Raw genomic sequence first — 13504 nt, forward strand, 5'->3', positions numbered from 1 at the left:
CCTACCAGTGATGACTGTAGTAACAACTCATACCGTAATGCTGTGTTATGAGACGTGAAGGCAACTGTCTCAGAAGCAAAGAATCTCTTCATGTCTTGTACTGGGAACACACTATAAGGTTGTTTTCAAGGTTGTTTTGTTAATGAATCGTCACCCTGGAGAGTTCTGCGTGCCACATTTATGAGTTTCCTGCGAAACTCATAAACTTGAGTACATACCTGAAAAACCTGAAAAATAAAAAATTTCAGCTACTGGGTAGATGGGAAGTAAATTACTGACTAATATTTAGATTACTATAATTTTCAGAAAAAAGTTAGAAAGATGTATGAAAACTACTATGGGTAAGTTTAGAAAATGTGAAAAATCGCTTTTGCTCCAACATAGTTTGTAAGAAAGATTTGAAACTCTTCTTGTTTCAGTGCTTGTATTTAAGTAACATAACTAAACATGTAAAATTCATAAAAATTTTACGTGTTTCAGTGCAAAAAAATCAAAAAATAATAAATAAATACCAGAGAGTAAGTTATTAATGCTACATCTTAACAAGACATAAATACTCATACCAGAGAGAAATCTACAGATGAAGCGATGTAACCTTGACTCTAACTGCCTTTTCATCCTTTCTAAGCGAGAAAATTCTCTGAAGAAAGACGTTTAATGTCTTTAAATAGCCACAAATGCAAAGTGAACTAGAATGCAAAAATTTATACTTAATTTAAAAATATACTGAGAAAGGGAACTTGTCAAGTTTATGTAGATTTGATAAAGCATGTATGATTTAGGAACATTTCAGACTGACAAATAGTCTCTGCAATGGAAAATAGTAGACTACTAGTGCGTTTTTTTTCTTAGCGGTTTATAGAGGCATAGCGTTAGATAAATTGCAACGCTATGGAGAAGCGATCGCCTCAGACGACAAAGCCATAGAAATTAAACCAGACAACCACGAAGCTTGGTACAAGCGGGGTATTGCGCTGCATTTAAGAGCGCATTCCATACCAAGCAGGAAACGCTCTGTAGTTGTAGGAAATCAGTCAAGATCTGCTGTTGATCATGCTTTTAACCTGCAAGTTAACTTAACCCCTTACGGCATCTTTGTACCTGATTCAATCCAAAGTGACCAGTGACTGTATTGTGGATTGCTTAGAGCAGTGCTGGGAGAGTGTGCGCGAATGAGCCATAAGCGCTTTAGCTGAGGTTTGATCTCTAAGCTTGTTTGTATAACTATCAGCTTGGCTTACCTAAAACTGCATCTACTTAACCGACTTATGCAACGAGTCTATTGACTTTTTCACCAAAAAGCTTGAATCTTAATAGTAGTCTTTCTTAATAAGAACCTTGTTAAAATACATTCGCAAAATTATTAAGAAATTTTTCTAATGGAGAGTGGCAAATGAGTGTGAGGAAAAAGGGTTTGTTGAATGCTGGTGCTGCATTTGTAGTGCTGACGGGTTTAGTTGCTGGCAGCTTTGGAGGTATGCAGGCAATTGCTAACTCAAGGCAAAATCAAAAGAGTTCAACCTTACTTGCTCAAGGGCAGCAGAAAACCTTAACAGTTATCTTTCCTACTAGGAAAGACGCACCGGACTTGCAAACTAAGGCGAATAGAGTCGCAGAGTTTTTGTCAAAAGAACTAAAAATGCCAGTTCAGGCAAAAGTCGCCGATGATACAGCAGCTGTAGAAGCCTTGAGAGCAAATAGTGCTGATGTGGCTTTCTTAAGTAGCCGTCCGGCTTTGAAAGCTGAGGAACTCGCAGGCGCACGCTTGTACTTAGCAGAGGTACGTCCAAATTACTCTGGAAGATACACCTATAACTCAATCATTGTTGTCCCCAAAAATAGCTCCCTTAAAACCCTAGGCACATCCAAAGCCACCTTGGAACAGTTGCGGGGTAAAAGAATGGCATTCACTTCGCCAACTTCAGGATCGGGGTTTATCTTCCCTGTGGGTGAGTTAGTCAAACAAAAACTTGTGCCAAACCGCGATCGCCTAGACAGCTTCTTTAGTCAAGTTGTCTACGGTGGCGATTACAGTAAAGCTTTGAGAGCAGTTGTACAAGGTCAGGCAGATATTGCTGCTGTATCAGAATACGCTTTCAATGCTCCGTATATTTCAGAAGCTGAAAAGAGCCAGTTACGAGTTCTCTATAAAATCCCTGGTGTTCCAGCACACGGCGTAGCCATTGATGATGACGTTCCTGCACCTATGCGCGAACAAATTATCAATGCCATGCTTAAGTTAAATACGGCACAAAATAACGAGATGCTTCGCGGCTTGTATAACTCCACAGAACTGGTGAAAGTTGACCATAACAAGCACTTAGCACCAATTCGTGAAGCCCTCAAGAACGCAGGAATTGAACCTTAATGTTAGTGGTTAGTTGTTAGTCGTTAGTAGGGCTTCTTTACAACTAACTAGTAACCAAAGAGCGAACCTGAAGGGTTAGTGGTTAAAAGGACTTTTTTACAACTAACTACTAACTACTATCTACTATCTGTAACCTCTCCCTATATGACCCACCCAGTGATTGAGTGTCAGGACGTAGAAACTGCTTATTCCACAGCTTTGAGTCGTCCTATCCTTAAGCGAATTAATTTTCAGATTCATCAGGGTGAGTTTGTTGTATTGCTAGGACTTAATGGCGCAGGTAAGTCTACGCTTTTGCGTTCTTTAGTTGGGTTAGTACCATTGGTGCGGGGAGCAATTCATATTAATGGTGTAGAATTAACTCCACGCACGCTGGCTCATATTCGACGTGATGTTGGTATGTTATTTCAGGGCGGCGGATTGATTCGGCAGTTATCGGCAATTGAGAATGTGCTATGCGGACGCCTTGGCGCGAGGACAACTTGGCAAACTCTGTTTGGGTTTCCTAAAAATGACCGTCGTCAAGCATTGGAACTGCTAGAACAGTTGGGGTTAAAAGAGCAAGCTTATCAAAAAACAAGTCAACTCAGCGGCGGACAGCAACAAAGAGTAGCGATCGCCCGTGCTTTAATACAATCACCCCAAATTTTGCTTGCAGATGAACCCATCACAGGACTGGATATTATGGCATCCAAACAGGTGATGGAAACTTTATCCCATCTGCACTCGCAACAAGGTATGACAATTGTTACAGTTTTACACGATTTGGGTGTAGCAGCGCAGTACGCCCAGCGAGCACTTGTGTTGGATGCTGGATGTGTTGTTTACGATGGGTCTTGCGACAACCTACAAGCTCAATTTGCTCAAGCATAGTCAAGTTTATCGCACTTGGTAGGCGAATTCTTTTTTAGTAATGAAAAATTTTTCTCGTGTTTGGAAACGCTTTTCTTGGGTGAGTCGCCTACTTATCCTGTGCATTGTTCTTTTGGTTTATGGTTGGGCGTTGCAAGGTCTTAAAGTAGATTTTGGACTATTAAAGCAAAGCTGGTTCAACATTATTGATTTTGTGTCGCGGTTGTTTCCCCCGAATATAAGTTGGGATATTTTTAATAAAACAATCAAAGCACTAGTAGAAACTGTGCAGATGTCTGTGGTTGGCACGACTATCGGGGCAATGCTTTCTCTACCCATTGCAATTGCCAGCGCCCGTAATGTCGCCCCTGTTTGGCTACAATGGTTAGCTAATTTCCTGCAAAATGCTGTACGTTCTGTCCCCTCAATTATTCTTGGATTGTTATTTGTCGCAGCAACTGGACTAGGTCCACTAGCAGGGACATTGGCTTTAAGTATTTACACAATTGGCTATTTAGGAAAATTTTATCAACAAGCGATCGAAGCGGTTGACCCTCGTTCTATAGAATCTTTGCAAGTTGCTCGTGCATCTCGAATACAAATTGCTCAATATGGTATCTTACCACAAGTGCTGCCCTTAGTTCTGGGCTACACCTTGTGGATGTTTGAGTACAATATCCGTGCTGCCTCAGTTCTTGGTGCTGTTGGTGCTGGCGGCTTTGGCTTTGAGCTAAAAAGTTATATAGATGGCTTTGAGTACACCAAAGCAACGACTATGATCCTAATACTGTCGGTAGTCGTTACCGTGATTGATGCCCTCAGTAGCAAATTACGTCAGCGCCTAGATTCTATGTAGTTGTGGAGAAATAGAAATCAATATAGCGAAACTAACACTATTTATTAGCAAAACTTCAATAACGGCTCTGGGTATGGTTTAATTTCTCTTGGTTTGCTGTGTCTTCTTGCCAAACAAACCTGACATACTCAACCCTGTCACCAGTAAACCCATAAGTCCCAGTCCGTGCAAAATTGGGTAGATTGCCTGAAGATGAAAGATTTCCCCTGTATGGATGTCAAGCAGTAGGCTACGCGAAAGCCCTATATTGATGCCCCACTCTCCAACGATAGTTACTGCTGTCCCAGTGAATACGGTGAAAGCCAGTGGCAGAGAAATGATGATGGCAAGGGTGCGGTGGTACTTGCGAAATGCACGCTTCATGGCAATCCTCAAGATAAGAATAAAATTTTTGAATACAAGCTTAATTTTAGACTTAGAAAGTTCACGTTAGCGAATGCGTGCCGCAGGCATACGCGAGTGCGTGCGCTTTGCGCTTAGTGTGCCCGAACTTACGATTTGCTGGGGAAATGAACCTGCTTGCTATTTTGTCACAGCAAAAGTTACAAAGCCGGGATAACTTGTACCAAAATACACTGTATTCATTCCTAGTTTGTTACTTTCTTAGTCTTATATTTTGATTTACAAGGGGAAAGGCAATAAATTTATCTGCTTATCTGGTGTACAGTATCCCTACTGTTGCTTGTGTTTATAGCAGGGGGAAACGTGCTTCCCAACTGCAAACAGTCTGCAAAAATTTTTTAAGGAGTGTTCTCATGATCCGTCTTACTCAAATACTTGCCATTGGTACAATCAGCATTCTAGCTTTCACAGGGTGCAACAGTGCTGAACAAGCCACGACACAGCCATCACCCGCAGCAACTTCAGCCTCTGGTGTAGAAGCATCTAAGCAAGAAACCTCTCCAGGAGGTGTTGAGGGGCTGCTAGGTGTTGTTTCTAATACCAGGGTGGCAGTGGAAGCTGGAGACTTTGCTAAAGCCAAAGAGGAATTTCAAAAATTTGAGGATAACTGGCAAAAGGTTGAGGACGGCATAAAAGCCAAATCTCCCGATTCCTACGAGGCAATTGAGGACAGTGCGGATGAGATTACGGGAGCACTCAAAGGATCTGCACCCAGCAAAGAGAAAGTTATGCCACAGTTGCAATCTCTGGAGAAAAACATTAACGGTGTTGCCAAGCTATAGAACACCAATTCACTCATACCAAGTCTGTATGTTTCAGCCAGTCAATGGATGAAAATTACACGCAGGCATAATAAACCAGGTTTCTTCACGAGACTTGGTTTAAGAAAAAGTTTGCAAAATTTTTGCAAAAAGCACGGGTAAGTATTTAAACAACAGCAGTTATAAAATTCTTAGTAGATTTTCGCATTAAATAGTAGCGATCTAACTGTCAGGTTCACCTGAACTTGCCACGGACATACCCTGATCCTGCTTTTCATTCACGCTATCAGCAGCAAAATGTTTATCCATGAGTGCGGGGACTTGTGAAGCTTTGATCCGACTGTAGCGAGTTCTATCTGGCATCACCAAGTTTGGTCCCGCTTTGCAGTTTTTCATGCAGCCAGTCCCTTTAATTGTCACCTCTGACTCCAAGCCGCGAGCGCTCAAAGCCGCTTCCATAGCTTGACAAACCTCTTTGCCACCCCGTTTCATGCAATCAGACTTTTGACAGACTAATATAGTGGCTTTTTTTGGCTTGGCATGACTGACAGGTGGGGCCGTGAGCTGTTGGGGTGATGGAGTAGAGCCTTTCTCCCCATCTCTTGGATGGCGAGCCGCCATCACTTGTTGAGCCTTTAGTTTCACTTCGCCCGTTTTCAGGTCGTGCTTTTTTTCTCCTACAACTTGCAACCAAGTCCCTGGTGCTAACCGCAAGTCAAAAGTAGCACGTAGATGTTTAGCCAGTTTAATATAGCATTCACCGTCGGTAGTTTCTAGTAGTAAGCCTTTGAGCTTATAGCCATCTTTAATGACAAAATCGAGAAACTTTCCCTCAAGGCACAACTCAGAAACTTCGGTCATGTGGGATTTACTCATTTTTTTGACCAATCTTTGACTAATTTTTGACTTAGTTGTAAATACACCAAGCTGTTAAGCATGATGCTGCCAACATTTCTTTAGAGTCCTAATCAAGTCCTGGCGGGGAGTCGTAAATTGCCGCACAACACTCCAAAGTTGTATGGCTGCTGTAGGATGGCTAATTTCAACTGTCAATGGTTGGTTCGTCTCACACACACAGGGAATGTCTAATTCCTGCAAGCGTTTATATATTTGCCAGCGGTCTGCCCAATTGACCTCAACGATGTACTTTACCTGCGGTTGTAAAGTTAACGGTTTCAAGACAATCCCCCTCAAAGTGCAATAGTCTTGCAGTAAGTACGCGCCTTGACTCCCATAATTTTTTCTTTTTTGGAAGCTTAGCTTCTTACATAAGGATAACCTAAGTGCAAACTTTTCTCAGTAATTTTTGAATAAAAAATAAAATCTATAAGCGTTCTTAAACTTCCCGTATCCCAGACTCGTCTAATGCACATTTATTAAAAAGAAAGAGTATCATGAGTAACATTTTATAGATTTTTTGTGGGAACCTCTAAAGAGGGATGAAATTTCGGGCTTATTTTTAAGACAACACTCAAAAGTTTGTGATATTAATAGAGCTTGCTATCATTTTTAAAATGTTAAGATGTAGAGACTAAGCAGTTAGAAACTATAACTGCTAAAAGCGAGGAGAACAACAATGTCTGAAACGCAAACTTTGTTACGCAATTTTGGTCATGTATATGACAATCCTGTCCTTTTGGACAAAAGTGTAACCGAGCCAGTTTGTGAAGGATTTAATGTCGTATTGGCAAGTTTCCAAGCACTGTACTTGCAGTACCAAAAACATCATTTTGTCGTTGAAGGTGCAGAATTCTATTCTTTGCATGAGTTCTTTAACGAAAGCTACAACGAAGTCCAAGAACACGTCCATGATATTGGAGAACGCTTGGATGGACTGGGTGGAGTACCCGTTGCTAACTTACGCAAATTGGTAGAATTAACTTGCTTCGAGCAAGAACCCGATGGCGTTTATTCTTGCCGTCAGATGGTAGAAAATGACCTAAAGGCAGAACAAGCGGTAATTGGTGTTATCCGCCGTCAAGCAGCACAGGCAGAGAGTTTAGGCGATCGCGCTACCCGGTATTTGTACGAAAAAATCCTGTTAAAAACAGAGGAAAGAGCTTACCACTTGGCTCACTTCCTTGCCAAGGATAGCTTAACCTTAGGATTTGTTCAACCCGCTCAAAACTAACGCACTCATAATAGAGAGTCGTCTAACTAGACTGGGAAAAAAAATCTCTAAGCACTGGTTCTTAAACAACTCTAAAAAATGGCACAGAGGAAGCGTATCTACCTCTGTGCCATTTTTAATGCAACTCAACAAAAAAATATAATATTTAACCTCTAGGGTTGTTGTAGAAGATAGTTAGCAAATTTTGTTATTTACAAACATTCCTATGTTAAGAAAAGACTAAATTTGGCGTTCAGATATTGGTCAAAACTGGTTATTTCCTTATTGAGAAAAATCATCATTCTAAATAGAAAAAAGTTGCAAAAAAAATGTAGATGACTCATGATGAATGAATAAAATAAAATCTTTCAAATGAGGTGATAAGGGGACAGGGAACAGGAGATAGGCAAATACCTGTAACCTGTCCCCTATGCCCTATGTGTAAGAAAACTAAGAAAAGTTAATAATAAACAAAGTAACTCATGGGTGAAGACCCGTAAAATAATCAGGATTTATATTTTCTTACTCCAAGGCAACGACTATGCCACGCCGTGACGATATCAGGAAGATTCTGCTACTCGGATCTGGTCCAATCGTGATTGGACAAGCCAGCGAGTTTGACTATTCTGGCACTCAAGCTTGTAAAGCGTTGCGAGAAGAAGGCTATGAAGTGGTGCTGGTCAACTCGAATCCTGCCACAATTATGACCGACCCGGAAACAGCTGATCGCACCTACATCGAACCGTTGACACCGGAATTGGTTGAAAAAGTCATCGCCAAAGAACGCCCCGACGCCCTTCTACCGACGATGGGAGGGCAAACCGCCCTGAACCTTGCCGTAGCTTTGGCGAAAAATGGAGTGTTGGACAGGTACGGCGTTGAGTTAATTGGTGCTAAAATCCCAGCAATTGAAAAAGCCGAAGACAGGAAACTTTTTAACGAAGCGATGACAAAAATAGGGGTGAAGATGTGTCCTAGTGGGACAGCTTCATCTTTGGAAGAAGCCAAGACTGTTGCCAAACAAATTGGCACTTATCCCCTGATTATTCGTCCTGCTTTCACTATGGGTGGGACTGGAGGCGGTATTGCCTACAACGAAGAAGAATTTGCAGAAATGGCACAAGCAGGTATAGATGCGAGTCCCGTGTCGCAAATTCTCATCGACCAGTCCCTACTCGGTTGGAAAGAATACGAACTGGAAGTGATGCGCGACTTGGCAGATAACGTTGTGATTATCTGTTCCATCGAAAACCTTGACCCAATGGGTATCCACACCGGAGACTCAATTACCGTTGCCCCAGCTCAAACCCTCACCGATAAAGAATATCAACGGATGCGGGATATGGCAATTAGAATTATCCGCGAGATTGGCGTGGAAACTGGAGGTTCTAATATCCAGTTTGCCGTTAATCCCGTAGATGGAGACGTAATTGTCATTGAGATGAATCCCCGTGTGTCCCGTTCTTCGGCTTTAGCTTCCAAAGCCACAGGTTTCCCCATCGCCAAAATGGCGGCGAAGCTGGCTGTTGGCTACACGCTGGATGAAATTAACAATGACATCACCAAAAAAACCCCAGCCTCTTTTGAACCAACAATTGACTATGTCGTCACCAAAGTTCCCCGGTTCGCCTTTGAAAAGTTCCCCGGTGCAGAAGCAGTGCTGACAACGCAGATGAAGTCGGTCGGGGAAGCGATGGCAATTGGGCGGACTTTTAACGAGTCCTTCCAAAAGGCGCTGCGTTCCTTGGAAACCGGACGTGCGGGTTGGGGTTGCGACATGAAAGAAAAATTACCCAGCGGTGAACAAATTCGCGCCCATCTGCGGACACCAAACCCTGAACGCATATTTGCTGTACGTCATGCCATGTTGCTAGGGATGACAATTGAGGAAATCTACGAGTTAACCGGTATTGACCCGTGGTTCCTCGATAAGATGCAGGAACTGCTGGAGGACGAGAAGTTTCTGAAGCGGACACCGCTGCACCAGTTGACAGAACAGCAGATGTATGCAATTAAGCGCCAGGGATTTAGCGATCGCCAGATTGCCTTCGCGACCAAAACCACCGAAGATGAAGTCCGCGCTCACCGCAAACAACTCGGTGTGATTCCAGTTTACAAAACAGTAGATACCTGTGCTGCGGAATTTGAGGCATTTACTCCTTATCACTATTCTACTTACGAAGAAGAAACGGAGGTCATGCCCACTGATAAACCCAAGGTGATGATTTTGGGTGGTGGTCCTAACCGCATTGGGCAAGGTATTGAGTTTGACTACTGTTGTTGTCACGCCGCCTTTGCTTTAAAAGACGCGGGGTATGAAACGATTATGGTCAACTCCAACCCGGAGACAGTTTCCACAGATTATGATACGAGCGATCGCCTGTATTTTGAGCCGCTGACAAAAGAAGATGTGCTGAATATCATCGAAGCGGAAAACCCAGTTGGGGTGATTGTTCAGTTTGGTGGACAAACTCCATTGAAGCTTTCCGTTCCCTTACAAAAAGTTCTCAGCAATCAACTTGTAGAGACGCCCCATGGGGCGTCTCTACACCAATCTCCTAGCGTGTCCACCAAAATTTGGGGGACTTCACCAGATTCTATCGACATTGCAGAAAACCGGGAGCGGTTTGAGAAGGTTCTCCAAGAGTTGAATATTGCCCAACCGCCGAATGGTATTGCCCGCACCTATGAAGATGCTTTAGTTGTTGCTCAACGCATTGGTTATCCGGTGGTAGTGCGTCCTAGCTACGTGTTGGGGGGAAGGGCGATGGAAATCGTCTACTCCGATGCTGAGTTGGAACGTTACATGACTTTTGCAGTACTGGTGGAACCAGAACATCCAATTCTCATTGATAAGTTTTTGGAAAATGCCATTGAAGTCGATGTGGATGCTATAGCCGACCACACTGGACGAGTGGTGATTGGTGGTATAATGGAACACATTGAACAAGCGGGGATTCATTCAGGGGACTCTGCCTGCACAATACCTTCCATTTCTCTACCACCAATAGTTTTAGAGCAAATCCGGGCTTGGACGGTGCAGTTGGCAAGAGCACTCAATGTCGTGGGGTTAATGAATATTCAGTTTGCTGTTGTTGGCACTCAAAGTTATTCGCCCCAGGTTTACATTCTGGAAGCAAATCCCCGCGCCTCTCGCACTGTACCGTTTGTGTCTAAGGCAACTGGCGTGCCACTGGCAAAACTCGCATCCTTAATTATGTCAGGTAAAACTTTGGAGGAGCTAGGTTTCACCAAAGAAGTGATTCCAGACCACATTGCCGTGAAAGAAGCGGTATTGCCGTTTAACAAATTCCCTGGTACCGATATCATTTTGGGACCGGAGATGCGCTCTACTGGTGAGGTGATGGGTATTGACAGTGACTTTGGACGCGCCTTTGCCAAGGCGGAATTGGCTGCTGGTGAGCGTTTGCCCATGAGTGGTACGGTGTTCGTATCGATGAACGATCGCGATAAAGCTGCTGCGGTTCCTGTGGTCAAGGAATTTATCAATTTGGGCTTTTCTGTAATGGCGACGGATGGTACACGTCGCGTTCTTCAAGAACACGGCTTAGATGTTGAGTTGGTGCTGAAATTGCATGAAGGTCGTCCCCACGTCTTGGATGCAATTAAGAACCATAGAATTCAATTGATTATCAACACGCCTTCTGGGGAAGAAGCGCAAAGTGATGGTAGACTCATTCGCCGCACAGCCTTGGCTTACAAAATCCCCATCATTACCACTATTGCTGGGGCAAAAGCCATTGTTGCTGCTATTCGTTCCCTGCAAAATACAACCTTAGATGTCAGGGTTATTCAGGAATATACAACGGTTAGTTAGTAGGTTACAGGTTACAGATTATAGGTCATAGGTTGAAGATTTTCCGCCATACCTTATACTCTGTTCCCTGTCCTCTATCCTCTGTGTATCCATAAGACAGTGAGGTAGAAATTAGACAGTGACATCTTGCACTTGACTTGATTTCTCATAGGCGTAAGAACTCAGAAACGCCAGTCCCACGCCACTTGCTTCAACAGGGGAGACCCCCTATGGCGTCAGCCATAGGGGTTAGCCTGCTCTCACGGCAACTGGCGCGTTGTTGTGCGTTCTGCACTCTTGAGAAGCCATGAATGAGTCCAAGAGGTTGAATAACCATATATCAGTAAGTTATTGTTTATTTATTTTAACAATTCTTAGAAACTTTTCTTTTTCCATATACATTTATTAAAGAGCTTTATGGAAAATACATGGGGGATATATTAGGCTTGAATGACGTGGAGCAGCCACAAAATGACAGCATTAAGATCTAGTCAAAATATTCTCATAAATGTTACAATTCTTAACAAGACTCCCATAAAATAATGTTGGACTGATTACCTTCTATCTAACCGTAGATACTTGAGAAAAAGGGGAAATAGCTGTAACTTCTACCAGTTAAGAACCAAAGAAAGCAGACAATTTAGCTGCCCTTGTTTCTTGAACGCGTAAATTGTGAAATAGAGTATGGGTTCCCAGCACAACTGGGTAGACACCCAACACAAGGCATCTATCAGCTCAAGACCATTCTGTCAAACCCGTCAATACCGAAGAGTAGTGCCATGAAGACCGCCCAGACAGCCACAGACCTCGTGCGGACTTACCTGCGTGAGATTGGACGTGTGCCACTCTTATCCCATGAGGAGGAAATACATTATGGCAAACAGGTACAACGTACAACAGCATTGCACGAAGTGAGGGAGTCTCTTGCCATCAGGTTAGGTCGTCACCCGACCTTAGAAGAGTGGGCAAAAGCGACAGAACTAGAAATAGCAGAGTTGAACGAAGCAATCGCAGACGGTGAAATTGCCAAGCGCAAGATGGTAGAAGCCAATTTGCGACTCGTTGTGTCTGTCGCCAAAAAGTACATCAAGCGCAACGTCGATCTACTCGACTTGATTCAAGAAGGTAGCATAGGTATGCAGCGGGGTGTGGAAAAGTTTGACCCCACCAAAGGATACAGGTTCTCTACCTATGCGTACTGGTGGATTCGTCAAGCTATAACCCGGGCGATCGCTGAAAAAGGTCGCACCATTCGTTTGCCTATCCACATAACTGAAAAATTGAATAAAATCAAAAAGGCGCAGCGACAGATGTCTCAGAAACTAGGACGCGCCCCGACAGCTTCTGAGTTAGCTCAAGAATTGGAATTGACTCCCAGGCAAGTGCGAGAATATCTGGAAAAGGCGCGTGTGCCCCTGTCGTTGGATTTGCGGTTGGGAGATAATTACGATACAGAACTAGGGGAAATGTTAGAAGACACAGGAGTTTCTCCAGAAGAATTCGTCGTCCAATCTTCTCTATCCTATGATTTAGAGCGTCTGATGACGGAACTTACCCCACAGCAAAGGGAAGTCATATCCCTGCGCTTTGGTTTAAAGGATGGGCAAGCACATACTCTCGCCAGCATCGGTGAACTTCTTAATATTAGCCGTGAACGAGTACGGCAAATTGAGCGGGAAGCCTTAACTAAACTCCGTAAGTTGAAAGCCGATATAAATGAATATTTGGCAAGTTAGTCAGTTGTTGGTTGTTAACCACTACCCACTACCCACTAACTCATAGGGTGAGAAAATCCGTTACTTTTGGTACGGTTACACCGACTTCCAGCTTGTAATGGGACTGTTACATTAGTTTACAGGAACACAATAAAGCAAAAGCTTAGTCTCATATATCAAAGCCATCTACAACTCAAGTCACTTTGACCGCAGTTGTCGTAATCTAAGGAGGTATAACGTGAGTAACCCATCCAATCGAGTCTCAGAATTTTTTGAGAGTGAGTTAGAAACTGGCGACTCGCTGTGGCAGTATGTTAAATCCTTAAGTCCAGAGACAGTTACCCAGTTATCTAAACCCTCTTCTGCCGAAGTTTTTCAAGTGATGGAGCGTAACATTGTAGGGCTTTTGGGGCACTTGCCTTCTGAACATTTTGGCGTTAGCATCACCACCAGTAGAGAACATTTGGGTCGTCTTCTTGCTTCCGCCATGATGAGCGGTTATTTCTTGCGTAACGCCGAACAGAGAATGACTTTTGAAATGGCGTTGCAAGGTACTGAAACCAAAAACACTGAAGTTGAGTAGCGATTTTGAATTGCTATTGGAGATTTCCGATTGTTGTGTT

Annotated in this window: 12 protein-coding genes; 9 read left to right on the forward strand and 3 right to left on the reverse strand. The window is 43.3% G+C overall.

Annotated elements, in window-relative coordinates; all coding sequences use genetic code 11:
• Window positions 1-881: 881 nt before the first annotated feature.
• The 4 genes from MAS10914_RS33545 to phnE all read left to right on the forward strand — a co-directional run bounded on the left by MAS10914_RS33545 (window position 882) and on the right by phnE (window position 4076).
• Complete coding sequence (locus tag MAS10914_RS33545) at window positions 882-1127, forward strand: tetratricopeptide repeat protein (RefSeq protein WP_017316946.1); 246 nt, start codon at window positions 882-884, stop codon at window positions 1125-1127.
• Between the two features lie 266 nt (window positions 1128-1393).
• Window positions 1394-2368 (forward strand): phosphate/phosphite/phosphonate ABC transporter substrate-binding protein, encoded by a 975-nt coding sequence (locus tag MAS10914_RS0115960; protein ID WP_017316947.1) that lies wholly within the window; start codon window positions 1394-1396, stop codon window positions 2366-2368.
• 144 nt (window positions 2369-2512) lie between these two features.
• Entirely contained in the window at window positions 2513-3241 is a 729-nt protein-coding gene (locus MAS10914_RS0115965) for a phosphonate ABC transporter ATP-binding protein (protein ID WP_017316948.1), read from the forward strand.
• Between the two features lie 40 nt (window positions 3242-3281).
• Entirely contained in the window at window positions 3282-4076 is a 795-nt protein-coding gene (gene phnE / locus MAS10914_RS0115970) for a phosphonate ABC transporter, permease protein PhnE (RefSeq protein ID WP_017316949.1), read from the forward strand.
• 78 nt (window positions 4077-4154) lie between these two features.
• Here the strand turns inward: phnE and MAS10914_RS0115975 are convergent, their stop codons facing one another.
• Complete coding sequence (locus MAS10914_RS0115975) at window positions 4155-4439, reverse strand: hypothetical protein (protein WP_017316950.1); 285 nt, start codon at window positions 4437-4439, stop codon at window positions 4155-4157.
• 392 nt (window positions 4440-4831) lie between these two features.
• Between MAS10914_RS0115975 and MAS10914_RS0115980 the strand changes: the two genes are divergently transcribed.
• Entirely contained in the window at window positions 4832-5260 is a 429-nt protein-coding gene (locus tag MAS10914_RS0115980) for a hypothetical protein (protein WP_017316951.1), read from the forward strand.
• Between the two features lie 201 nt (window positions 5261-5461).
• On the opposite strand, the gene MAS10914_RS0115985 is transcribed toward MAS10914_RS0115980, so the two are convergent.
• Window positions 5462-6115, reverse strand: a complete 654-nt coding sequence (locus MAS10914_RS0115985; RefSeq protein WP_026082590.1) for a (2Fe-2S) ferredoxin domain-containing protein — start codon at window positions 6113-6115, stop codon at window positions 5462-5464.
• Window positions 6116-6169: 54 nt separating this feature from the next.
• Complete coding sequence (locus MAS10914_RS32870) at window positions 6170-6418, reverse strand: Asr1405/Asl0597 family protein (protein WP_071599883.1); 249 nt, start codon at window positions 6416-6418, stop codon at window positions 6170-6172.
• A gap of 397 nt (window positions 6419-6815) precedes the next feature.
• On the opposite strand from MAS10914_RS32870, the gene dpsA reads away from it, so the two are divergent.
• The 4 genes from dpsA to MAS10914_RS0116005 all read left to right on the forward strand — a co-directional run bounded on the left by dpsA (window position 6816) and on the right by MAS10914_RS0116005 (window position 13464).
• On the forward strand, window positions 6816-7370 hold the full coding sequence (dpsA, locus tag MAS10914_RS0115990; RefSeq protein ID WP_017316954.1) for a DNA starvation/stress protection protein DpsA: 555 nt from the start codon (window positions 6816-6818) through the stop codon (window positions 7368-7370).
• Window positions 7371-7890: 520 nt separating this feature from the next.
• Window positions 7891-11187, forward strand: a complete 3297-nt coding sequence (gene carB / locus MAS10914_RS0115995) for a carbamoyl-phosphate synthase large subunit (RefSeq protein WP_017316955.1) — start codon at window positions 7891-7893, stop codon at window positions 11185-11187.
• Between the two features lie 758 nt (window positions 11188-11945).
• Window positions 11946-12902, forward strand: coding sequence for an RNA polymerase sigma factor, RpoD/SigA family (locus MAS10914_RS0116000; RefSeq protein WP_017316956.1), 957 nt, complete (start codon window positions 11946-11948; stop codon window positions 12900-12902).
• Window positions 12903-13119: 217 nt separating this feature from the next.
• Entirely contained in the window at window positions 13120-13464 is a 345-nt protein-coding gene (locus MAS10914_RS0116005) for a DUF760 domain-containing protein (RefSeq protein WP_017316957.1), read from the forward strand.
• Window positions 13465-13504 lie beyond the last annotated feature (40 nt).

This window comes from Mastigocladopsis repens PCC 10914, from assembly GCF_000315565.1.
In the GTDB taxonomy this organism is placed as follows: domain Bacteria; phylum Cyanobacteriota; class Cyanobacteriia; order Cyanobacteriales; family Nostocaceae; genus Mastigocladopsis; species Mastigocladopsis repens.